Origin of the sequence: Pectobacterium nicotianae (genome assembly GCF_023272715.1) — a bacterium.
Lineage (GTDB): Bacteria > Pseudomonadota > Gammaproteobacteria > Enterobacterales > Enterobacteriaceae > Pectobacterium > Pectobacterium brasiliense.
Genome location: NZ_CP096821.1, coordinates 3,263,113 through 3,285,638, shown reverse-complemented (window position 1 = coordinate 3,285,638; position 22,526 = coordinate 3,263,113). Strand labels below are relative to the sequence as shown.

The following is a 22,526-nucleotide window of genomic DNA, read 5'->3' as shown; positions in this document are numbered from 1 at the left end:
GATATCGACATGGTTTTAATACGAATATGGACCACCTCGCAGCTATCAGGGCTTTTCAAAGAATTGTAGAGACTCGCTCATTTACGAAAGCAGCGGCGCATCTTGATGTACCTCGTTCAACGTTGAGTAAGTCATTACGCGATCTTGAAGATCATCTCGGAACCCGGCTGCTCCAGCGGACAACGCGTTCCGTCTCACTGACGATAGAGGGCGCGGAGTATTATCGACGGATAAAAAGGTTGGTCTCTCGTCTTGATGAGGCAGAGGCGGCGCTTCGTGGGATGGGAGAAGCTGCAAAAGGACGTTTGCGCATCGATGTCCATTCCTCTCTGGCGAATTTCATGCTTATCCCCGCACTAGCGGATTTCAGGCAACGGTATCCCGATATTCAGCTGGCTCTTGGCATCAATGACAGGCCTGTAAACCTGATAGAAGAAGGTGTGGATTGTGTCATCAGAGCTGGGGTTTTGGTCGACTCATCGCTTATCGCCAAGACTATCTATAAGGATCGGCTGGTGACCTGTGCCAGTCCCCGCTACCTTGAGCGCTATGGCACACCCGAATTTCCAACCGATCTTGAACTGGGTCATCAGATTGTTGGCTATTTCAGCGCTGGTACGGGAGAGGCATGGCCGCTGAGATTTCGCACCAGAGGCGTGGAACACGCTATTTCTCGTTTTGATATTGCGTCTAACGACAGCGCCGGTTTAGTCGCGATGATGATTAACGGACTAGGGATCGGACAAACACATGCCTCTGTCGTTAGTCAGCACGTAGAATCAGGGGCGCTTGTGCCGATCCTTGATGAACATACCAACATTACTATCCCCGTTTCGATCATCTATCCCCCAACCAAGCGCTTAAACACGAGGGTAAGAGTCTTTGTGGACTGGGCTGCTGAACGTTTCTCCGCGATGCCTTAACCTGTTCTTTGTCGCGGCCAGTTGACGCTGGCCGGCACGCTTCTCTCATCCCCAAAATACCGAATGAAACTGAAATATCCATTTCATTTTCAAACCACAGTTTCATTTTCCTTCCCGCTGTGCGCTAGCGTCTGATTGATCCTCTGACATTCCGGCATACCGCCACAGACATACTCATTAGATGTGTGATTGGGGTTGCAGAAAACAGCGAAGATGTCATGAAAATGTTAACTGACACGCAAAAACATAATTTTCAATTTATACAAAACTGAAATAAATGTTTTATTTTACCTATCAGGATTCGTGGTAAAGAGCGGGTGATGATGGGGCTGGGGAGAATGCGACTAGCCGTTATCCGTCACTTTTTCAGTCTGGCATTAAACGCCACTCAGGCAGCAAGGGAGCACCTATGTTTAACATCGCTTTACTGGGCGCGGGCCGCATCGGTCAGGTCCATGCAGTGAACATCGCGGCACACAAAGAAACCAACCTGTACGCGGTGGTCGATCCCAACCCAACCAATGCCACGGCGCTGGCTGAACGCTACCACACCAAAGTGCAAACCGTGGATGAGGTCATGAACGATCCGGCGGTACACGCCGTTCTGATTGCGTCCGCGACCGACACGCACGCCGACCTGATTGAGCTGGCTGCCAAACATGGCAAAGCCATTTTCTGTGAAAAACCGGTGCATCTGGATATTGCCCGCGTTCGCGATTGTCTGACCGTTGTCAAACAGCAGAACGTGCCGTTGTTTGTCGGTTTCAACCGCCGCTACGACCCGCAATTCCGCCGCGTCAAAACGCTGGCTGGCGAAGGCCGCATCGGCAAGCCGGAATCTCTCCTGATTATCTCTCGCGATCCGTCGCCGCCGCCTGCCGAGTACGTCCGCGTTTCCGGCGGGATGTTCCGCGACATGACGATCCATGATTTTGATATGGCGCGCTTCATTATGGGTGAAGAACCCGTGTCGGTCTTTGCGCAAGGCAGCAATCTGGTCGATCCGGCGATTGGTGAAGCGGGCGACATCGATACCGCATTCATCGTGCTGAAATTCGCCTCTGGCGCGATGGCGACCATCGTCAACAGCCGCCGCTCCGGCTACGGCTACGATCAGCGCCTCGAATTGCATGGCGCGAAAGGCGTGCTCAGCGCGGGTAACATCCGCGAAAACGTGGTTGAGCAGTGGACCGACGACGGCTGTCTGGCGGCAAAACCCGAATACTTCTTCCTGCAACGCTATCACGCCGCCTACGCGGCAGAGTGGCAGCACTTTGTCGACGTGCTGAATGGCCGTACGCAGCCGGAATGCTCCGGGCTGGACGGCGAGCGTGCGCTGAATCTGGCGGATAAAGCCTTTGAATCACTGGCTCAAGGCAAGGAGGTCGCCGTGTAACCGTATCGGCATCGGCACATCGCGTTTTACCTGCTTTCAACCCTACACCCATACTCATAACAGAAGCAGAGAAAAGACATATGAAAAAGATCATCAGCGTTTCCGCAATCGCCATCGCACTGGGTCTGTCTGGTTTTGCTCAGGCCCAAAATGAACAAATCGTTTTCAGTACGCCGAATCTCGCTATGCCGTTTGAAGTACATATGCAGCGCACCGCTGTTAAAGCCGCCAAAGAACTGGGCGTGAATTTGCAGGTGCTGGATGGGCAGGGTAGCTCACCGAAGCAGGCCGCCGACTTGGAAAATGCTATTACGCGTGGGGCGCAGGGCTTTGTTGTATCGCCGAATGACGTTAACGCGGTGTCCAGCGCTGTTACCGATATTCAGGATGCCAAGCTGCCCGTGGTGACGCTGGATCGTTCGGTAAAAACGGAAAAAGCGGTGCCGCACTTTGGTGCCAATAACTATAAAGGCGGTCAGGCGATTGCCGACTATGTCAAAACCAAATTCCCAGATGGTGCAGAGATCATTCTGCTGACCGGTCAACCGGGTTCGTCTTCTAACATCGAGCGTACGCAGGGGATTCGCGACAGCCTGAAAGCGGGTGGCAGCAAATACCACATCGTCGCGGACCAGACGGGGAACTGGATGCGTTCCGAAGGGATGCGCATCGTGGAAAGCGTTTTTCCTTCGCTGCCTAAACGCCCGCAGGTGATCCTCTCTGCGAATGACGACATGGCACTGGGCGCGATTGAAGCGTTACAAGGGCAAGGTCTGAAACCCGGCGACGTGATGGTGACCGGCTTTGACGCCGTGCCGGAAGCGCTGGCTCGCGTACGTGACGGCTGGCTGGCTGTGACTGCCGATCAACGTCCGGGCTACGCAGTGACCACTGCGTTGACGCAGTTGACCAACAACATCCGCAGTAAAGCGCCTATCACCGGGGCAGACTACCAACCGACCATGATTACCAAAGATAACCTGAACGATGCCGAACGTATTGGCGAAGCGGGTAAATAAGTCGTTTTCTACGTAATCAATAAAGGTATTCAGCAGGCCGCGTTCGCGCGGCCTTGCGGGAGGAAGGTAAACATGACGGAACCCCTACTGAACATTACCAATCTGGCAAAGAGCTTCTCCGGCGTTTGGGCGTTGAGCAACGCGCAGCTGACCGTACAGCCGGGAGAGATTCATGCGCTATTGGGAGAAAACGGCGCGGGCAAATCGACACTGTTGAAGGCGCTGGCAGGGGCGCAGCCGCAGACCAGCGGCGACATCTGGTTTGGTGGCGAGACGCTGTTACCGCTCGAATCGCCCGTTGAGCGCCAAAAGCGGGGGATTATCACCATTTATCAGGAATTTAATCTGCTGCCCAATATGAGCGTGGCGGAAAACATGTTCCTGGGACGTGAGCCGCAAAGCAGCGGTGTATTCGTGGACGCGCTGGCGGTGAATCGCGAGGCGAAAGCGGTACTGGATTATCTGAAATTGAACATTGCGCCGACGACGCAGGTCGCGCGTTTGAGCGTGGCACAGCAGCAGATGGTGGAGATCGCCAGAGCGCTGACGCTGAACGCCAAGTTGATTGTGATGGACGAACCATCGGCGGCGCTGAGCGACAGTGAAGTCGACAGCCTGCACCGTGTGGTGCGCGAGCTGAAAGGGCGTGGCGTGAGCGTGGTGTATGTCACACACCGGCTACACGAAGTCTTCCAACTGTGCGATCGGTTTACCGTATTTCAGGACGGCCGCTATACCGGTTCCGGCGATGTCGCCAGCACGAATGTGCAGGAGATTATTCGCCTGATGGTCGGCCGTGACGTGGTATTTAACCGGCGTCCGCCTTCGGAAACACATCATCAGGATAAGCCGGTACGGCTGGCGGTGAAGGGCTTAAGCCGGGAGAAACCGCCGCTGGATGCGCACGGCATCGCGCTGAAGGATATCAACTTCCAGGTGCATGCGGGCGAAGTGCTCGGTATTGCCGGGCTGGTAGGCGCGGGACGTACGGAAATCGCACGCTGCCTGTTTGGTGCTGACGCATTCTCTACCGGTGAATTTGTGCTGGATGACGAACCCTATTATCCCTCCACGCCGCTGCATGCGCTGTCGCAAGGCATCGCGCTGGTGCCGGAAGACCGCAAGAAAGAGGGCGCGGTGCTGGGGTTGTCGATCAGGGAAAATATCTCGCTTTCCAACCTCTCGTCGCTGATGCGCTGGCGCTGGTTTGTCGACACCCGTAAGGAGGACGACCTGATTGAGGCCTACCGTCAGGCGCTGCACATCAAGATGGTGAACAGCGAGCAGGAAGTGCGCAAGCTGTCGGGCGGTAACCAGCAAAAAGTGATTCTTGCCCGCTGTATGGCACTGAATCCCAAGGTATTGATTGTGGATGAGCCCACGCGCGGCATCGATGTCGGCACCAAGTCTGAGGTGCATCAGGTGCTGTTCGATATGGCGAAACGGGGCGTCGCCGTGATTGTGATTTCCTCCGACCTGCCGGAAATCATGGCGATTTCCGACCGCATTATCACGCTCAGTGAAGGGCGGATTAGCGGGGAAATTCATGGCGATGACGCCACAGAAGAAAAACTGATGACGATGATGGCCATTTGCCACGACGCATTACACGCAGCATAACGGAGGTGACGCATGTCCCAGCAGCCGCTTTCTAAGAGCATTACGCCGTCCAATCCGCGTGGACGTTTTGACCCAATCGCCTTTTTTGAACGCTTCGGCGTGTTTATTTTCATGATTCTGCTGCTGATTTTCTTTCAGTCGCAGAACAGCAATTTTCTGTCCGAGCGCAACATCACCAACATTCTGACCGAAGTCTCCATCTACGGCATCATGGCCGTGGGGATGACGTTCGTTATCTTGACTGCGGGGATCGACCTGTCCGTCGGCTCGATTCTGGCGGTGTGCGCCATCACCGCCGCCTCGGTCATTAAAGGCGACAACTTTACCACTGTCGATCCGGATGCCTGGTACGGTTTGAGCTGGCTGGTCGCACTGGGCGTATGTCTGGCGATGGGCACCTTCATTGGCTTCCTGCATGGTTTGGGTGTCACCAAACTGCGTCTGCCGCCGTTCATCGTCACGCTGGGCGGGATGACGATCTGGCGTGGATTAACGCTGGTGATGAACGACGGTGCGCCGATTGCCGGCTTTGACCCCGGCTATCGCTGGTGGGGGCGAGGCGAGATCCTGGGTATTTCGGTACCGATCTGGATCTTCGCACTGGTCGCTTTGCTGGGTTATCTGGCGCTGCATAAAACCCGCTGGGGCCGCTTCGTGTACGCCATCGGCGGCAACACCGAAGCCGCGCGGCTGGCTGGGGTGAACGTGCAGCGTGTGCTGGTCAGCGTTTACGTCGTGATTGGCTGTCTGGCTGGGCTGGCGGGCTTTATTCTCAGCGCCCGTCTCGGTAGCGCAGAAGCGGTTGCGGGGATCACCTTCGAGCTGCGCGTCATCGCCTCGGTGGTCATCGGCGGTACCTCGCTGATGGGCGGCTACGGCCGGATCAGCGGCACCATTATCGGCTCGATCATCATGGGGATTCTGATTAACGGACTGGTGTTGATGAACGTATCGGCCTACTACCAGCAGATTATCACCGGGTTAATTATCGTGCTGGCCGTGGCGTTCGACACCTACGCCAAGAGCCGTCGCGGCGCTATCTGAGCCGCACCCGTACCGACTCTTTTTTCGCACCGAGGTGGATATGAAGGATGTACGCATTGGGTTAATCGGCACCGGCTATATTGGTCGTGCGCATGCCATCGCCTACGCACAGGCACCGACGGTCTTCCCGCTGAAAGGCAATTTGGTGAAGGCGATGCTGGCAGAAGTATCGCCGGAGCTGGCAGCCCGACGGGCGCAGGAGTTTGGCTTCCTGCGCTCAACAGGGGACTGGCGTGCGCTGGTGGCGGATCCAGACATTGACGTGGTGGACATTTGCGCGCCGAACTTTCTGCATAAGACGATGGCGATGGCAGCCATCCAGCACGGCAAGCACGTTTATTCGGAAAAACCGCTGGCGCTGAACGTGCGTGATGCCCGAGAAATGGTCGACGCCGCGCAGCAGGCTGGCGTGAAAACGCTGGTGGGCTTCAACTACATGAAGAACCCGACCTCACAGTTGGCCAAAGAGATTATCGCCAGCGGCGAAATTGGCGACGTGGTGCATTTTTACGGCACGCATAACGAAGATTATCTGGCCGATCCGAACAAACCGGCCGACTGGCACTGTTTCAAAGAAACGGCTGGGCTGGGCGCGCTGGGGGATCTGGCGGCGCATATCGTCAACATGGCGCAGTATCTGGTGGGGGATATCGCCAGCGTCTGCGGTGACCTGCAAACGGTGATTGCGCAGCGTCCGACGGCACCGGGCAGCAGCGAATTAGTACAGGTGGAGAATGAAGATCAGGCGCATGCAATGGTGCGGTTCGCCAGCGGCGCACGCGGCGTGATTGAAACGTCGCGCATCGCCTGCGGCCGCAAAATGGGCCTGACCTATGTCGTGACCGGCACGAAAGGCACGCTGAGTTACACGCAGGAACGCATGGCGGAGCTGAAGCTTTATCGGCATGACGAACCGGAGAACCGGCAGGGATTTAAAACGCTGCTGACCGGGCCGCAGCATCCTGACTATGCGGCTTTTTGCGCCAGCGCCGGACACGGTATTGGATTTAACGATCAGAAAACGGTGGAGGTGCGCGATCTGATCGACGGTATTGCGGCTGACGTCCCGATGTGGCCGGATTTCGAAGAGGGCTGGAAAGTCTCGCGAGTTCTGGATGCGATCGTGCAGTCACACGAAACGGCGCGCTGGGTGAATGTGGATGAGGTGGGCTAATACGCCAACTGACGTGATTTCTTCTTTTTTGCAGGATTTTTTACAGGATTGGCCGCTATGAATAAGGAAAAGACGTTTGATGTGATTTGCATGGGGCGCGTTGCTGTCGATCTGTACGGGCAGCAAATCGGCGCGCGTCTGGAAGATATGGGCAGTTTTGCCAAGTATCTGGGCGGGTCGTCCGGCAACGTGGCTTACGGCACGGCGCGACAGGGGTTGCGTTCTTCTATGCTGGCGCGGGTGGGCGACGAGCATATGGGGCGCTTCCTGCGTGAAGAGTTGAATCAGGTCGGCTGTGACACCAGCCATTTAATTACCGATAAGGAACGTCTGACAGCGCTGGTGCTGTTGGGTATTAAAGATCGCGATACTTTCCCGCTGATTTTCTACCGCGATAACTGCGCCGACATGGCGATCTCGCCGGAAGATTTCACCGAGGATTACATCGCATCGTCACGCTGCCTGGCGATTACCGGCACGCATCTCTCTCACCCTAATACGCGCGAAGCGGTGCTGACGGCGCTGCAATACGCGCGGCGTAACGGGGTGAAAACGGCGCTGGATATCGACTACCGTCCGGTGCTGTGGGGGCTGACGTCGCTGGGCGATGGCGAAACGCGTTTTGTTGAAGCGCAGGCAGTCACGGAGCAGTTGCAGCAGGTGCTGTCGCTGTTCGATGTGATTGTCGGCACCGAGGAGGAGTTCCATATTGCGGGCGGCAGCACGGATACCTTGCAGGCGCTGCGCACGGTGCGGCAGCACACGCAGGCGGAACTGGTGTGCAAACGCGGGGCGCTGGGGTGCTCGGTGTTTAGCGACGCGATTCCTGACCATCTGGATAAAGGCATCACGATCAAAGGCGTGCGCGTGGATGTGCTGAACGTGCTGGGGGCAGGCGATGCGTTTATGTCCGGCCTGCTGCGTGGCTATCTCAACGGAGAGGGCTGGGAGAAAGCCTGTGCATACGCTAATGCCTGCGGCGCGCTGGTGGTATCACGCCACGGCTGTGCGCCAGCCATGCCAAGCAAGATCGAACTGGATAACTATCTGGCCCGTGCGGCGAGCGTCCCACGTCCTGATTTGGACGAAGAGCTTAACCATCTGCACCGTGTTACGACACGTCGTAAACAGTGGCATGAGCTGTGCGTGATCGCGTTCGATCACCGTAGCCAGTTGGAAGACATGGCGTTGAACTGCGGTACTGAAATCAGCCGTATTCCGGCACTGAAAAAGCTGATTCTGCGTGCCAGCTATGACGCGGCACAACAGGCAGGGCTGGAAGGCAAAGCGGGTCTGCTGTGCGACGGCACGTTCGGACAGGATGCGCTGAATGACATCACCGGAAAAGGCTGGTGGATCGGCCGGCCGATTGAGCTGCCGGGATCGCGCCCGTTAATGATGGAACGCGGCAATATTGGCTCACAGCTGGTGAGCTGGCCGCTAGAACACGTCGTGAAATGTCTGGTGTTCTTCCACCCGGAAGACGCTCATGCGCTACGGCGCGAGCAGGAAATGAAGGTGATGGAGGTCTATCAGGCCTGTCGTCAATCCGGCCATGAACTGCTGCTTGAAGTCATTCTGCCTGCGGGGATGCCGCACAGCGATGCGCTTTATCTGCGCGCGATTCAACGCTTCTACAACCTCGGCGTACGGCCGGACTGGTGGAAACTGCCTCCGCTGTCCTCCGAAGGCTGGGCGCAACTGACACCGCTGCTGGCGCAGCGCGATCCTTACTGTCGGGGCGTGGTGATTCTGGGGCTGGATGCGCCGCTGGAAACGTTGCAGCAGGGATTCAGTGCCGCCGTAGGCTTCCCGATTGTGAAAGGTTTTGCTGTCGGTCGTACCCTGTTTGCCCAGCCAGCACAAAAGTGGTTGCGTAACGAGATCGATGACGCCGAATTGATTGAGCAAGTTAAAGATAACTATCTGCAACTGATCGCCGTCTGGCGTCAGCGCGGTTAACCCGTTTCTATGCTCTAAATAATTCGAGTTTCAGGAAGGCGGCAAGAGAAGGCATCCCGATGAGCTTACTCAGGTAAGTGATTCGGGTGACTGAACGCAGCCAACACACATGCAACTTGAAGTATGACGAGCATATCTATTTGAATAAGGGACATAACATGAGCGTTCAACTTGGTATTAATCCACTCACTTGGACCAATGACGATCTGCCTTCTCTGGGCGCGGACACCCCGCTGGAAACCTGTCTGAGCGAAGGGCGGCAGGCTGGTTTCGCCGGTTTTGAATTAGGTAATAAATTCCCGCGTCAGGCCAGCGTGCTGGGGCCGATCTTGCAAGCGCACGATCTGCGCTTAGTCTCCGGCTGGTATTCCGGCGAACTGCTCACTCGCTCAGTAGAAGAAGAGATTGAAGCGGTGCAGGGGCATCTGGCGTTGCTGCGCGACCTCGGCGCGACGGTACTGGTGTTTGCCGAAGTGACGGGCGCGATTCACGGCGACCAACAGAAACCGGTCCATCTGCGCCCGCGTTTCCCCGAAGAACGCTGGCCGGAATACGGCAAAAAGCTGACAGAGTTTGCGCGCTACACGCAAAGTCAGGGCGTGCAGATTGCCTATCATCACCATATGGGCACGGTGATTGAAAGCGCGCAGGACGTGGACAATCTGATGGAACATACCGGGCCGGAAGTCGGGCTGCTGCTGGATACCGGACACTTTACGTTCGCGGGTGCCGATCCGGTTGCGGTAGCGAAGCGTTGGATTAACCGCATCAATCACGTTCACTGCAAAGACATTCGTCCAGACGTGCTGAAAGACGTGAAAAACCGCAAGACAAGTTTTCTGGACGCGGTGTTGAGCGGCGTCTTTACCGTGCCGGGCGATGGCTGTGTCGATTATCCGGCGGTGTTCAGCATCCTGAAATCCCATAACTACAGCGGATGGCTGGTGGTCGAAGCGGAACAAGATCCGGCTGTCGCGCATCCGCTGACGTACGCGACACTGGGCTACAATAACTTGCAACGTTTCGCCCAGCAGGCGGAATTGATCTGATTCGTGGTGATATCCCCCGCATCTTCACGCTGCCAGCAGACCAACGTGCAGGCAGCGTGAAGTCAGGGGAGATAAAAGGAGGCAAAAGATGTCCCGACTGTTATCACGCCATCGTGCCCCTGACGAACATGGCCGTACGCAGCACATCACGCCGGAAACGGCGGGCTGGCGATATGTGGGGTTCGAGGTATATCAATTGGCACCGGAACAAGTGCTATCGCTGCCCGCCAGCGATAACGAACGCTGTCTGGTGCTGGTCAGCGGCAAGGCAACGGTTGTCACGCCAGGTGAGCGCTTTGAGCAGATTGGCGACAGAATGAGCCCGTTTGAGCGCAGAAAACCCTATGCGGTTTATGTCACGACGGGAGAGACGATTACGGTGACGGCGCACACGGCGCTGGAACTGGCCGTTTGCGCTGCACCGGGATTCGGCACGCATCCGACCCGGCTGATCGCCCCGCAGGATATCGACGCCGAGCAGCGTGGTGTCGGTAATAACCAGCGCTATGTGCATAATATTTTGCCGGAGGACAAAGCCGCGGACAGCCTGCTGGTGGTCGAAGTGTACACCGATGAAGGCTGCACCAGTTCTTATCCCAGCCATAAGCACGATGTCGATAATCCGCCGCAGGAAACCTATCTGGAAGAAACCTACTACCATCGTTTGAACCCAGAACAGGGATTCTGCCTGCAACGTGTCTATACCGATGACCGTTCATTAGATGAATGTATGGCGGTCTACAATAGGGACGTGGTGCAGGTGCCGCGCGGCTACCATCCGGTCGCCACCCTTGCAGGCTATGACAGCTACTATCTGAATGTAATGGCCGGCCCGACGCGCCAGTGGCGTTTCACCTGGGAAGCCGATCATAAGTGGATCAACAGTCCCGAGTATGCGGATAAGCATAGGAAGGGCAACGTGTAGCGATACTGGCAAACGAACGTGAGAATGGGCAGTGGCTTATAGATAACCTGTAGGTTACTGCCATAATGTACTTGGGAAAGTTAGCTAGCTAACACAATATGTTTAACCAGTTTCATCTGAAAGCAGGTCGCTTTCATAATCCTGTCCGCCATGCCAAATGCCGAGAACCGTTACCGTTTTTTTCTCTTTTTCCACCATAAAAGCAATAAGTGTTCGTTTGCTGTGATTAGTGACACGCAGTCCAGGAAAAATATCGTTGCGCTGGTTTCCTCTTTCAGGAAATAACTCAAGCGACTCACAGTAACTGACAATGCTTTCGGTATAGCTGAGTGCAGTTTTGGGTGACGAAACCCTCGCGATGTAGCGGTATAGTGCTGCGAGTTGTTCCTCCGCTTCCGGTGCGAATACTACCCTGTAATCCATTACTTTTCTCCGGTCATCTTCCTGAACTCGGCTTTTAATCTGTTCCTCATGTCGCTACTGCTGAGGCTTTCTGTTTCACCGCGTTGCAGCGCGTTCCAGGCGGGAACGACTTGTTCCTGCAGCCAATTCTCTACTGCATTATCGCGTGCAATCAGCGCTCGAAGTCCTTCCCGAATAACCTCACTTTCTGACGCGTATTCACCGCTGGCAACTCGTGCTTTCACCTGCGCAGCCATTTCATTTGGCAACGTTATACTCATCTGCTGTGTTGTTCTCATTGTCTACCCCTTCAACATACCGATAGGATTTAATCATACTCATTATTTCCCATCTTGTCAGGGGTGAACCACCTGAATTAGACGTCTCGGTTCACCGAAATATTATCGAGTTTACCTGCTTTCAAATAGCCAATGTGGCTGGCCATCAGTTCGGCTTCCTGTTCGCTGTGTGTGACTAAGAGCGCGGTTTGTCCGGCGTCGCGCAGGATGTCGCGCACTTCCTGTCCTAGCCGTTTGCGGCTGTCGGGATCGAGGCTGGATAGCGGTTCGTCGAGCAACAGCACAGCTGGTTGCGGGGCCAGCGCCCGCGCGAGTGCAATACGTTGCTGTTGTCCACCGGACATCTCATGCGGATATCGCTGTGCCAGCGAGACGAGATCGACCAGCTCAAGCATGGCGCGGACGCGCGACTGCTGGAGATCCTTCGGCTGTTTTCTCAGACCGAAAGCAATATTCTGTGCGGCGGTCAGATGGGGAAACAGCGCGTAGTCCTGAAACACCATCCCGACGTTGCGCTGTTCCGGCGGCAGATGCACGTCCGGGCCCGCCACACAGCGTCCGCCGACGTGAATCGTTCCCTGAGTCAGATGCTCAAAACCCGCAATCGCGCGTAAAGCCGTGGTTTTACCGCATCCTGATGCGCCCAGCAGACAGGCCAGTTCACCCGCGGCAACTTCCATAGAAAAACCGTTCAGCACGTGATGAACATTATGCTTGTGCCCGTAGGCGACGTGGACATTATTCAGAACGAGTGTAGCCTCAGACACCTTGACTCTTCCTCATGATTTTCATTCTTTCTCAACCGACGTTTTTAGCTGGCTGCGGGCCAGCAGCACAACGGGCAGCGTACCCGCCAGCACGATCAGCAATGCGGCAATCGCGCCTTCTTCGTAGGTGCCTCTGGCGGCTTCGGCATACAAAACGGTCGCCAGCGTTTCGAAATTAACCGGCCGTAGCAGCAGCGTGGCGGGGAGTTCTTTCATCGCGTCGGCAAACACCAGCAGCGCACTGGTCACCAGCGCGGGGCGCAGCAGGGGAAGGTGCACGCGGAAAAAGGTGACGAATTCACTTTCGCCCAGCAGACGCGATGCCTGTTCCATCACGGGCGGAATGCGCGTCAGCCCAGCATCAAGCGCACCAATCCCAATCGCCATAAAGCGAATGGCGCAGCAGACTACCAGCAGAATACCGACGGAAAGCAGCGGCAATCCCTTATAACCTATCAATCCCGCGAGAAAATTATCTGTCGCCATGCCGGGCGTCAGCATGCCAATCGCCAGTACCGTACCGGGCACGGCATAGCCCAGCGAGGCGATTCTCAGTATCGTGCGGCGGCGTTCTGGTGAACGGTCAGTGATAGCTGAATGACGGGCATACCACGCAATAATCAGACTAACGAACGTGACGACCAGCGTGACGCCAACGGCCAGCAGCAGCGAGTTCTGCAACGACTGTATCAGACCCGCGGAGATCGTCACGCTATCGCCCAGTCGTTTCGCGCTTTCCCATGCCAGAAAGAGGGCAGGGGCGATGAAGCCGAGCAGGATAGGTAACGCGGTCACACCGGTTGCCAACCAGGCGCGTACGCCTTTCAGCGGTGCGGGCATGATGCCGCGCATTTGGCGGCTGGTGCCGTAGCGCTGGTTTTTCCGGCCGTAATATTCCAGCGTCAGCAGCAGGATAACGACCGTCAGCATCGAGCATGCAATCTGCGCCGCGGCGGGTAAATCCGAACGGGTGACCCAAGTGGTGTAAACCGTCACGGTCAGCGTATTCACCCCAAGGAATTCGGAGGCACCAATATCATTCAGCGTTTCCAGCAAGGCCAGACTGGTGCCGACGGCCAACGCAGGGCGCGCCATCGGCAGGGCGACGTGCAGGAAAGTGCCCGTTGCGCTCAATCCTAGCGTGCGTGCGGCTTCCAGCAAGTGTGCTGGCTGGCTGATAAACATCGCGCGCATGGTTAGATAAACGTACGGATAGAGCACCAGACCGAGTAGCAGAATTGCGCCCGTCATAGATCGCAGGTCCGGCAGGCGGAACTGACGCGGACTGTCGTAGCCCAGCACACTGCGGATCGCTTCCTGAATTGGCCCTATAGGATGCAGCAGATCGAGCCAGGCAAACGCGACAATATAGGTTGGCATCGCCAGCGGTAGCAGCAGCGCCCAGCTAACAAACTGTCTGCCGGGGAAATCAAACGCGGTCACCAGCCAGGCGCAGCCTGCACCAATCACCATGACGAGTGCGCCGACGCCGACGAGCAGAATGAGCGTGTTGAGTGCGGCATCGGGTAGCACGTAGCGCATCAGGTGATCCCAATGGCCAACACCCGCGCCAGCCGCTAGCCAAAGCAGGGAAACCAGCGGGGCCAGAACACCGAGTGCAATGATGACGGCAGCGATGCGAAGCGGAGAAAAAAAGAGGCGCGGCCGCCCGAAGGCGCCGCGCAGGGTTGACGAACCGGTCTTATTGATCGAATCCAACTTTATCTACCAACTGACTAGCCTGTTTACGGAATTTAACGATGTCAGTCAGCGGAATGCTGTCCACATTCACTTCACCAATCGTGCTGCCGATGGTGGAGTCCAGCGCGACGCCTTTACGAACCGGATATTCGTAGTTCGCCTGTGCATAGATCTGCTGAGCTGGTGCGGAGACCAGATATTCCATCAATTTCACGGCTTGATCTTTATGTGGTGCGTGGCGTGCAACGGCAGCACCGCTGATATTGACGTGCGTACCGCCGTTCTCAAAGGTTGGTTTGACGACTTTGATGGCATCACCCCATTTACGGGCATCGGTGCCTTCTTTGGCGTTCTTCATATGGCCGACATAATAAGAGTTCGCCAGACCCACATCGCAGATGCCGCCGAGGATATCGCGTGCGACGTCGCGGTCACCGCCCGTGGCTTTACGCGCCAGATTGTCTTTCACACCGCGCAGCCAGGTTTCAGTTTTGGCTTCACCATGATGTGCGATCATGGCGGCAATCATTGCGGTGTTATACGGGTGCTGTCCTGCACGCAGGCACACTTTGCCTTTCCACTTAGGATCGGCCAAATCTTCATAGTGGAAGCTATCCACTGCTAAACCTTTCTCCGCGTAGAGCACACGAGCACGCATCGACAGACCAAACCATTGGTTATCTTTGTCGCGCAGCGCCGCCGGGATAGCCTCGGTTAATGCACTGGACTGAATCGGCTGTGTAACACCGGCTTCTACCAGATCGATCAGGTTACCGGCATCAACGGTCATCAGCAGGTCAGCCGGTGAGTTTTGGCCTTCCGCCTTCACACGCTCCAGCATGCCGTCCTTGATGAACACGGTATTCACTTTAACCGACGTCTCTTTGGTGAACGCATCCAGCAGCGGCTGAATCAGGCCGGGCTCACGCGTGGTGTAGAGAGTCAGAGAGTCATCTGCGGCAACAGCAGGCAGGGCATAGGCCACCATTAGCGATGAAGCCAGCGTCAGCAGGCGCGCTTTTTTGCGCAGAACAGACAGCGTTTTTGACATGTTATTATCTTCTCCAGAGTGAATGTGATGCGTAAATTAATAAAATAAGGAGATATTTTCGGCAGGTGACAAAAACTATATATGATAATCACTCTTGTTTGCAATCTCATTAGTGCTTGCGCGCTGTTATCGTGATGCGGGTCAACATACAGCCTCATCGAGACGGCATGCTGTCTTATTGGTCGGCGCGTGGGTAAAACAGCGCCAGATGATTATGTTGAGTGAGGCGAGTGCTACGGTGTCTGGCTTTCGGCCAGTCTGCTGATATGCATGGTCAGCCAGGTGAGTTCTTCTTTCGGCAAGGCCATTTGGTATTTTTCCTGCACGTAATCCCTGATGGCCCAGGAAATCGCCATCGCGTCGGGATAGTGTTTCAGCAGTTCCTGATAGAAATCGTCTGTGCGTCCCGGTGCGATTTTACGGGCAATCACCCGTTCGGAGAAATAGCGCAGATGGGTGATAAAACGCAGATAATCGACGGCGTTGACATCAATATTCTTGTTTAACTTATAGCGGACAATCTCCGCCAGACGATTCACCAACTGCACCTGCTGGTGGGCATCGGCAATTTCGGCGCTGCCGGCGGCATTGATGAGGTGGAACGCGATATTGATAGCTTCGTCATCGGGTAGCGTGACGTTAAAGCGTGCCGACACGCGATCTTTTGCCTGCACGCCGAGGGCGTACTCTTTTTGATAATAGCGTTTCACTTCCCAACTGAGCTTATTGATGAAGTGGTTGCCCGTTTTGCTACGCTCAACTGCAAAATAGAGATGTTCCGCCAGCGTAAAGAACAGCACCGAATTAAGCTTTTCGGCGTACTGACTTTGCGCCAGCGTGACGATCTCATGCGTGATGTCAAAAAACGCCGCAGGAATGGTGTCGGTCAATGAAAGAAAATGCCGTGATTTCAGGTTTTCCAGCGGAATGAAAACCTGCTCAACGTGCGTCACATCAATCAATGAACCGGGTTTGGCACCAAATCCGATGCCTTTACCCAACAGGATCATCTCCTGCTGTTCATGGTCGACTAACAGCATGCTGTTATTTAACGCTTTTTTCACTTTAATCACGTTTTTCTTCCACTCATGCTGGTTTTCTCATTACGTTTTCCCAATCACAGTCATTTCCTGTCATTGCGCACGTAGCCTGCGGCAGCGCTGTCTGTCAGGTGAGGTCGGCACCGTTGGTCGCGATAACCTTCTGATACCAGTAGAACGAATCCTTCCTCAGCCGCGCCAGCGAACCGTTGCCCTCATCATCCTGATCGACATAGATAAAGCCATAGCGTTTGGACATTTGCGATGTGCCCGCGCTGATGATGTCAATCGCCCCCCAACTGGTGAACCCCATCAGTTGAACGCCTTCGCCAATCGCTTCACGCATTTGCTCGAAATGTGAACGGAAGTAGTCAACGCGGTAAGGATCGTGGATTTTCCCGTTTTCGACAACGTCTTTCGCACCCAGCCCATTTTCGACAATAAACAACGGCTTCTGGTAGCGATCGTAAAGCTCCAGCAGGGAGATTTTTAGCCCGACAGGGTCGATCTGCCATCCCCAATCTGAGGCCGGCAGGTACGGATTTTTCACGCCCAGAACGGTATTCCCCGGAATTCTCTCGGCGTCCGGCTGTGTGGATTCGGTGAGCGACATGTAATAGCTGAACGACACAAAATCCACGGTGTGCTGCTTGAGAATGGCCAGATCGTCGGGCTGCATGGTGATGTGAATACCGCGGCGTTCAAGGTCACGCTTGATGAGCGGCGGATATTCACCGAACACCTGCACATCGGCATAAAAATAGTTTTCAAGATTCTTTTTCAGCGCGGCTTCGACATCTTCCGGGCGGCAGGAGTGCGGATAGGTCGTCAGCTTGGTCAGCATGCAACCGACCTGGCTGCCGGGGATTTTTTCATGGCAGTCGCGGGTGACGATAGCCGAGGCAACAAACTGGTGATGCAGCCCCTGATAAATATCCTGCTTTGCTTGTCCCGGTGCGCTTTTCTCTTCACGGATACCCGCAGTGGTAAACGGATGACGATGGATACTGTCGATCTCGTTAAAGGTCAGCCAGTAGCGCACCAGATCCTTATAGCGATCGAAGCAGACATTGCTAAAGCGTACGAAGGCATCCAGCACGTTGCGGTGCACCCAGCCATTGTATTTCTCACTCAGCGCCAGCGGCATTTCGTAGTGTGAAAGCGTCACCAGCGGTTCGATGCCGTGCTTGCGCATCTCACGAAACAGATCGTCGTAAAACTGTAAACCGGCCTCATTCGGCGCGCTGTCTTCTCCGGTCGGAAAGATGCGCGACCAGGCGATAGAGACGCGCAGCACCTTGAAGCCCATTTCGGCAAACAGCGCCAGATCGCCTTGGTAGCGGTGGTAAAAATCGATGCCGCGCCGCTTGGGATAGAGCGCGTCATTTTTTCCGTTGAGCGCGTCGGCGATGTTTTCATCTGTCAACGCCATGTGGGCATGGTAATTCTTCAGGTCGAGATTCGGCTTCCAGGTAATGGCGTCCGCGACCGACGGCCCCTTGCCGTCTTCATTCCATGCGCCTTCGGCCTGATTTGCGGCAATCGCGCCGCCCCATAAAAAGTGTTCCGGGAATGCGATGTTTTTATCCATTACACAGACTCCTTTAAGGTCATGATGATGGTGTGAGGAGGGATGACGACGTCAGTGGCTTCCGGTATCACGCGAAAGCGCTCGCTGTTGGTAATAACCATCATGACGACGGGATCGTAACCCGCAGCGATGAGGCTATCGAGGTCAAATTCAACGAGGACATCGCCGGTATTAACCTGTTGGCCGGCTGTGACTTTCGGCTGAAAGCCCTGACCATTGAGTTTTATGGTGTCGATACCGATATGGAAAATCAGTTCGGCACCGCTGTCGGTGAGCATGCTGACGGCATGACCCGTTTCAAACACGTTCTCAATGGTGCCGTTTGCCGGAGCGTAGAGCACGCCTTTCTCGGGGATGATGGCAATGCCGTCACCCATAATACGTTTGGAGAAGATCTCATCATTCACGTTGTCCAGCGCAATCACTTTTCCTTCAATCGGGCTGGCGAACTGGCATTCGGTAACCGCGTGATGGTTTTCTTCTACGGTGACGACAGGCTTCTCTTCCCGCCAGAGGAACAGGGCGGAGAGAAAGGCGATGACAAAAGAAAGCACCGCACCGGCGATGGCATAGACGATATTCCAGCTATTTTCCGGCGAGATAAACATGGAGATGCTAGCCAGGCCGGGGCCAACCAGCGCAAAGGCTTCAATCGCCATCCAACCGATAAACGCACCGCCGACCAGACTGCCTGCGATCACGCTATAGAGCGCTTTTTTATTCAGCAGCGTAATCCCGTATAGCGCGGGTTCAGTGATGCCGAACAGGGCAGAAATACCGGCTGAAATCGCCGTTGATTTTAGCGTTTTGTCTTTGCTCTTGAGCGCAATCGCCATACAGGCACCTGATTCGGCAATGTTGTGCGCAAGCGACGCGGGCAGATAGAGCATTTCCTTGCCAAACTGGCTCATGGAGGAAACGGCATAGGGCAGCATCGGCTTATGCATCCCCGACGCCACCATGAAGGGTAGCGCCGCGGCGAGCAACCCCGTCGCCACAAAACCCAGCTTGCTGTACAGCCAGAGGATCACGCTAGCCAGACCCGCACCGAGTTCATAACCGAGCGGGCCAAGTACCAATAGCGTGACGGGAACGGTAACCAACAGCGACAGCATCGGTGACAGGAAAATACGCAGCGCGCTCGGCGAGTAGCGATTGAAGAGCTTTTCGGTTTGCGCATAAAAAATCACGCACAGAATCGCTGGGAAAACCTGCGACGCGTAAGCGACGTTCTTCAGGTCGAAGGAGAGAAATTCCGCACCGTCCGCCAGTTGTTTAGACATGGCCGGCAGCACCATCACAGAGACGGCGGAAACGGCAACCAGCACATTCACTTTCAACTTCATCGCGGTGGTGATACCCACCAGAATCGGCAGAAAATAGAGTGGGGCGGAGCCGATATTATCCAGCACTTTATACGTTGAACTGTCTTTGGTGAGCCAACCGAGCAGATCCAGCAGCAGTAACAGTGATTTGAGCACGCCGCCACCGGCAATCGCAGGCACCAGCGGCTGAAAAATGCTGATGATAAAATCGATAGCAAAAGCGGTGCGATTGGTTTTTGCTGGCACGGCGCGATCTGTTTTCTTACGGCCTGCCGCGAGGGTCTGCACCGCCTCGTACACCTGCATCACTTCGCCGCCGATGATCACCTGGCACTGTACGTTAACCCGAACGCCCAGCACGCCCGGCACCTTTTCCAGTTCGCTCTGGTTTACCTGGCTGTTGTCATAAAGACTTAGCCGTAGCCGTGTAGAACAGTGTTCAATATGCTCAATGTTGTCAATTCCACCGACTAACGTGATGATTTTTTCAGCGGTAGTGGCATAGGCTGTCGCGTTATTATCTGCTGCTGTGTGGCTCATACGACGATTCCCCTGATCCAGAAACGAAAAAAGACCTGAAGCTCTTCCCATGATGTTGAGTGGGAGAGCTTCAGGTCTTGCCTAGAAAACTAGTTACACGCCTGTGCTGCTGTTGTAATTCCTCGTACGCGGGAAAGTCAAACAGATCGTGCTGCCTTAATGGGTAAGTGTGATGGCAATAGCAGAATGGAGGGCTTAGCCTGACATCGCCGATGAATCTCAGGCATGTTGCATAAAACATGGCGCTTTTTAACCGATTATCGAAAACAGAGCGAGGTAAACTCGCCACGTGCAAATGGATAAGTGAGAGGCGAAAAGCACGTATGATTTCTGTCGTAATAGAGAAGTCATCCGTTTGCACAGACGGTAGGTTGGCATACGCCATTTTTAGTTGATTGTTTTTTATTAAAAATATACACCGTTGGGATTTGTTGTTATGACTGATAATTTGCTTTCTCACCTTTCGAACACATTACGTTCAGAGGTTTCCTTCGAGGAACTCGTTCGCCAGTTATTGGTCATGCTGGAACTGGTCACCGATCTGGAATCGACCTATCTAACGCAGGTTGACACCGAAGCGGGTTTCCAAAATATCCTGTTTGCTCACAACACTAAAACGCTCAATATCCCTGAAGGGGCCTCGGTTCCGTGGCATGACACGTTGTGCAAGCGTGCGCTGGACGAAGGGCAAAGCTATACGCCTAACGTGGCCGAATGTTGGGGGGATTCTGAGGCGGCGCAAGCGCTGGGCATTATGACTTATGCCAGTACACCAGTGCGCATGGACGACGGGCAATTATACGGTACGCTCTGTGCCGCAAGCTCTGACCATAAGCCACTGACAACCAAGGGTGAACAGATCCTGACTCTATTCGCGCAGCTTATTGCTCAACAGGTGCAGAAAGAGTGGCTGGTGCAGCAATTGACGGCCGCCAATGCCGCATTACATGAATATTCTTACACCGATTCACTGACCGGACTGCTTAATCGTCGGGGCGTGTTTTACTCGCTGGAAGCGATGTTTTCTCAGGCCGGGAATGACCACCAGCAGGTGTTGATTGTGTTCATTGACCTCGATGGCTTTAAAAAAATTAACGACCAGTTCGGCCACGAAGCCGGTGATATCTTCTTGCAAGAGGTCGGTCGACGCTTGCTGGCGTGGGGGAATCCGGGGGATGTCGTCGGGCGTCTTGGTGGTGATGAATTTGTCTTTGCCCGTATGGTCAACGTTGCGCCGGGAGAGAGTGAACGCGTGATTGCTTCCTTCAGAGATGATATTACGCCTTTGTTACAGGGTGATTATCCGCTCGGTACGGTCAATATTGACTATTTAGGCGCAAGCATCGGGATTGTCACGGCAGATCCTTCGGTCGATGAGCCTGATGGCGTAATTCGCCGAGCCGATGCAGCAATGTACGCCAACAAAGTGATGCGAAAAAAAGATCAAACCCGCGCTTTTGACGTCATCACCGCACAACCGTAATTTCCTGTGCAGGCGTAATTATTTACAGATTGTCTGATGAGCGTGCTCAGGCATCTTTGATTGTATATAGCGCAGGTAGGGTACAGGGGCGCTTGTTAAGTCAAAAGACATCCAGCGCCTGTTTTTTAAATGAGTAGGGGTACGAAAGGTAACGCTTAAATAATCCGCGCTGCGGAAAATCGATACATAGGCAACTTGACGTATGACGAGTCTATACGGTCTTACCAGCCGCAGACGTTAGTGTCTTCATCCGCATCGTAGCCACGTACGATATTAACCAACTCTTTTACTGCTTCAGCTGAAATCGTCTTGTCTTTTAATTCTTCGACCGTAGCGAGATCTTTATCAACAGACACACCGTTATTATTATTCGTGACTGTCAGTAAAAAACCTTTTTTATTCTCACTGGTTGAAGGCAGCTCGTTGAGTAATTCCACGACTGCACCTGCCGCGAAATCAGGCACATAAAAAGCCATCGGTTTAAGATAAACTTTTTCTGCTTTTTCATTATTTTCGCGGTTCAACAGTGTTAACGAATAGCCTTTATTTTCACTTGTCATTATGTTTACCTCAACCTTCTATCAAAATTTTCGGATCGACATAAAAGTCCACGTTAAATAGCGTATCATCAGATAACGCTTCGATTCGGTGCCATTTCTCTGGGGGGAATACGCCAAATTGTCCGGCTTCGATAGTTAGCGTTTCGACGGGTTCAGAACTTGTTTCATCCGCGTAGCCATAATAACGAATCGTCCCTTGCATCACGCACAAGCGCGGGTAAACGCCTTGCCGCGTCCCTGCATCCAAATGACGCTTCCAGATAGACGCTGGGGCTGTTTCTTTTGTCCAGAAAGGTGTTGTACGGGTATGAACATAATTCGCGGGTATAACAATTCGTTCCATGTTTAAACCTCATGCTTTACCCAGCCACATTGCAGGGCGGGAAGGAAAAAACCATATAGTGCATATCATATACCTCTTTTAATGTTTGTGAATTATTTTCTGCTAATTAATTTTTTACAATACAGCAACATCTCGCAGAAACGCCGTATTATCAGGCTTCAACGTTTTCCATATCGGTTATTTTTCTTCGCCGATGGATTGACGCGAAAACTAACATCAAGGAATAGTTACATTAAGTTATTTTTCGATGGTCTACTTATTAGGGATGTTGAATTGAATAAATTCACCTTACCGCTACTCAATTAGGGTTAT

Annotated in this window: 20 protein-coding genes; 10 read left to right on the top strand and 10 right to left on the bottom strand. The window is 54.3% G+C overall.

Going from position 1 to position 22,526, the window contains the following annotated elements:
- Window positions 1-26 precede the first annotated feature (26 nt).
- The 9 genes from MYB54_RS14705 to iolB all read left to right on the top strand — a co-directional run bounded on the left by MYB54_RS14705 (window position 27) and on the right by iolB (window position 11,112).
- Complete coding sequence (locus MYB54_RS14705; protein ID WP_014914759.1) at window positions 27-923, top strand: LysR family transcriptional regulator; 897 nt, start codon at window positions 27-29, stop codon at window positions 921-923.
- A gap of 409 nt (window positions 924-1,332) precedes the next feature.
- Window positions 1,333-2,319 (top strand): inositol 2-dehydrogenase, encoded by a 987-nt coding sequence (gene iolG / locus MYB54_RS14700; RefSeq protein ID WP_014914760.1) that lies wholly within the window; start codon window positions 1,333-1,335, stop codon window positions 2,317-2,319.
- Window positions 2,320-2,399: 80 nt separating this feature from the next.
- Entirely contained in the window at window positions 2,400-3,338 is a 939-nt protein-coding gene (locus MYB54_RS14695; RefSeq protein ID WP_010308444.1) for a substrate-binding domain-containing protein, read from the top strand.
- 72 nt (window positions 3,339-3,410) lie between these two features.
- On the top strand, window positions 3,411-4,958 hold the full coding sequence (locus MYB54_RS14690) for a sugar ABC transporter ATP-binding protein (RefSeq protein ID WP_014914761.1): 1,548 nt from the start codon (window positions 3,411-3,413) through the stop codon (window positions 4,956-4,958).
- Between the two features lie 12 nt (window positions 4,959-4,970).
- Window positions 4,971-6,002: an ABC transporter permease gene (locus MYB54_RS14685; RefSeq protein ID WP_010281439.1), complete on the top strand. Its 1,032-nt coding sequence runs from the start codon at window positions 4,971-4,973 to the stop codon at window positions 6,000-6,002.
- A 40-nt stretch (window positions 6,003-6,042) separates the two neighbouring features.
- Window positions 6,043-7,176 carry a Gfo/Idh/MocA family protein gene (locus tag MYB54_RS14680; protein ID WP_014914762.1) on the top strand — a complete coding sequence of 378 codons (1,134 nt, stop codon included), beginning with the start codon at window positions 6,043-6,045 and terminating at the stop codon, window positions 7,174-7,176.
- A gap of 57 nt (window positions 7,177-7,233) precedes the next feature.
- Window positions 7,234-9,138, top strand: coding sequence for a bifunctional 5-dehydro-2-deoxygluconokinase/5-dehydro-2-deoxyphosphogluconate aldolase (locus MYB54_RS14675; RefSeq protein WP_094370291.1), 1,905 nt, complete (start codon window positions 7,234-7,236; stop codon window positions 9,136-9,138).
- 158 nt (window positions 9,139-9,296) lie between these two features.
- Window positions 9,297-10,187 carry a myo-inosose-2 dehydratase gene (gene iolE / locus MYB54_RS14670; RefSeq protein WP_014914764.1) on the top strand — a complete coding sequence of 297 codons (891 nt, stop codon included), beginning with the start codon at window positions 9,297-9,299 and terminating at the stop codon, window positions 10,185-10,187.
- Window positions 10,188-10,275: 88 nt separating this feature from the next.
- Window positions 10,276-11,112, top strand: coding sequence for a 5-deoxy-glucuronate isomerase (iolB, locus tag MYB54_RS14665; RefSeq protein WP_014914765.1), 837 nt, complete (start codon window positions 10,276-10,278; stop codon window positions 11,110-11,112).
- Window positions 11,113-11,214: 102 nt separating this feature from the next.
- Here iolB and MYB54_RS14660 read toward each other — a convergent pair whose 3' ends face one another.
- The 8 genes from MYB54_RS14660 to MYB54_RS14625 form a co-directional block, all read right to left on the bottom strand.
- Window positions 11,215-11,535, bottom strand: coding sequence for a type II toxin-antitoxin system RelE/ParE family toxin (locus MYB54_RS14660; RefSeq protein ID WP_014914766.1), 321 nt, complete (start codon window positions 11,533-11,535; stop codon window positions 11,215-11,217).
- The gene (locus MYB54_RS14655; RefSeq protein ID WP_010281452.1) at window positions 11,535-11,813 is read right to left on the bottom strand and encodes a type II toxin-antitoxin system ParD family antitoxin; all 279 of its coding nucleotides are present in this window, start codon (window positions 11,811-11,813) and stop codon (window positions 11,535-11,537) included. Before MYB54_RS14655 ends, MYB54_RS14660 begins: the two co-directional genes overlap by 1 nt.
- A 77-nt stretch (window positions 11,814-11,890) precedes the next feature.
- Window positions 11,891-12,580 carry an ABC transporter ATP-binding protein gene (locus tag MYB54_RS14650; RefSeq protein ID WP_014914768.1) on the bottom strand — a complete coding sequence of 230 codons (690 nt, stop codon included), beginning with the start codon at window positions 12,578-12,580 and terminating at the stop codon, window positions 11,891-11,893.
- Window positions 12,581-12,601: 21 nt separating this feature from the next.
- Entirely contained in the window at window positions 12,602-14,299 is a 1,698-nt protein-coding gene (locus MYB54_RS14645; RefSeq protein ID WP_205567427.1) for an ABC transporter permease, read from the bottom strand.
- Window positions 14,283-15,332, bottom strand: a complete 1,050-nt coding sequence (locus tag MYB54_RS14640) for a Fe(3+) ABC transporter substrate-binding protein (RefSeq protein ID WP_010281456.1) — start codon at window positions 15,330-15,332, stop codon at window positions 14,283-14,285. The genes MYB54_RS14645 and MYB54_RS14640 overlap by 17 nt, the downstream gene beginning before the upstream one ends.
- Before the next feature lie 233 nt (window positions 15,333-15,565).
- Complete coding sequence (locus MYB54_RS14635; RefSeq protein ID WP_039468280.1) at window positions 15,566-16,405, bottom strand: PRD domain-containing protein; 840 nt, start codon at window positions 16,403-16,405, stop codon at window positions 15,566-15,568.
- A 94-nt stretch (window positions 16,406-16,499) separates the two neighbouring features.
- Window positions 16,500-17,963, bottom strand: a complete 1,464-nt coding sequence (locus MYB54_RS14630) for a glycoside hydrolase family 1 protein (RefSeq protein ID WP_205567428.1) — start codon at window positions 17,961-17,963, stop codon at window positions 16,500-16,502.
- On the bottom strand, window positions 17,963-19,828 hold the full coding sequence (locus tag MYB54_RS14625; protein ID WP_205567429.1) for a beta-glucoside-specific PTS transporter subunit IIABC: 1,866 nt from the start codon (window positions 19,826-19,828) through the stop codon (window positions 17,963-17,965). The genes MYB54_RS14630 and MYB54_RS14625 overlap by 1 nt, the downstream gene beginning before the upstream one ends.
- 436 nt (window positions 19,829-20,264) lie before the next feature.
- On the opposite strand from MYB54_RS14625, the gene MYB54_RS14620 reads away from it, so the two are divergent.
- Entirely contained in the window at window positions 20,265-21,311 is a 1,047-nt protein-coding gene (locus MYB54_RS14620) for a sensor domain-containing diguanylate cyclase (RefSeq protein ID WP_205567430.1), read from the top strand.
- A 221-nt stretch (window positions 21,312-21,532) separates the two neighbouring features.
- On the opposite strand, the gene MYB54_RS14615 is transcribed toward MYB54_RS14620, so the two are convergent.
- Complete coding sequence (locus MYB54_RS14615) at window positions 21,533-21,871, bottom strand: DUF1869 domain-containing protein (RefSeq protein WP_039287634.1); 339 nt, start codon at window positions 21,869-21,871, stop codon at window positions 21,533-21,535.
- Between the two features lie 10 nt (window positions 21,872-21,881).
- Complete coding sequence (locus MYB54_RS14610; protein ID WP_014914776.1) at window positions 21,882-22,214, bottom strand: TehB family protein; 333 nt, start codon at window positions 22,212-22,214, stop codon at window positions 21,882-21,884.
- Window positions 22,215-22,526 lie beyond the last annotated feature (312 nt).

Excerpts from the sequence above, each read along its gene's own strand:
- MYB54_RS14705 (WP_014914759.1), top strand. The coding sequence starts at position 27 with ATGGACCACCTCGCAGCTATCAGGGCTTTTCAAAGAATTGTAGAGACT.
- iolG (WP_014914760.1), top strand. The coding sequence starts at position 1,333 with ATGTTTAACATCGCTTTACTGGGCGCGGGCCGCATCGGTCAGGTCCAT.
- MYB54_RS14695 (WP_010308444.1), top strand. The coding sequence starts at position 2,400 with ATGAAAAAGATCATCAGCGTTTCCGCAATCGCCATCGCACTGGGTCTG.
- MYB54_RS14690 (WP_014914761.1), top strand. The coding sequence starts at position 3,411 with ATGACGGAACCCCTACTGAACATTACCAATCTGGCAAAGAGCTTCTCC.
- MYB54_RS14685 (WP_010281439.1), top strand. The coding sequence starts at position 4,971 with ATGTCCCAGCAGCCGCTTTCTAAGAGCATTACGCCGTCCAATCCGCGT.
- MYB54_RS14680 (WP_014914762.1), top strand. The coding sequence starts at position 6,043 with ATGAAGGATGTACGCATTGGGTTAATCGGCACCGGCTATATTGGTCGT.
- MYB54_RS14675 (WP_094370291.1), top strand. The coding sequence starts at position 7,234 with ATGAATAAGGAAAAGACGTTTGATGTGATTTGCATGGGGCGCGTTGCT.
- iolE (WP_014914764.1), top strand. The coding sequence starts at position 9,297 with ATGAGCGTTCAACTTGGTATTAATCCACTCACTTGGACCAATGACGAT.
- iolB (WP_014914765.1), top strand. The coding sequence starts at position 10,276 with ATGTCCCGACTGTTATCACGCCATCGTGCCCCTGACGAACATGGCCGT.
- MYB54_RS14660 (WP_014914766.1), bottom strand. The coding sequence starts at position 11,535 with ATGGATTACAGGGTAGTATTCGCACCGGAAGCGGAGGAACAACTCGCA.
- MYB54_RS14655 (WP_010281452.1), bottom strand. The coding sequence starts at position 11,813 with ATGAGAACAACACAGCAGATGAGTATAACGTTGCCAAATGAAATGGCT.
- MYB54_RS14640 (WP_010281456.1), bottom strand. The coding sequence starts at position 15,332 with ATGTCAAAAACGCTGTCTGTTCTGCGCAAAAAAGCGCGCCTGCTGACG.
- MYB54_RS14630 (WP_205567428.1), bottom strand. The coding sequence starts at position 17,963 with ATGGATAAAAACATCGCATTCCCGGAACACTTTTTATGGGGCGGCGCG.
- MYB54_RS14625 (WP_205567429.1), bottom strand. The coding sequence starts at position 19,828 with ATGAGCCACACAGCAGCAGATAATAACGCGACAGCCTATGCCACTACC.
- MYB54_RS14620 (WP_205567430.1), top strand. The coding sequence starts at position 20,265 with ATGACTGATAATTTGCTTTCTCACCTTTCGAACACATTACGTTCAGAG.
- MYB54_RS14615 (WP_039287634.1), bottom strand. The coding sequence starts at position 21,871 with ATGACAAGTGAAAATAAAGGCTATTCGTTAACACTGTTGAACCGCGAA.
- MYB54_RS14610 (WP_014914776.1), bottom strand. The coding sequence starts at position 22,214 with ATGGAACGAATTGTTATACCCGCGAATTATGTTCATACCCGTACAACA.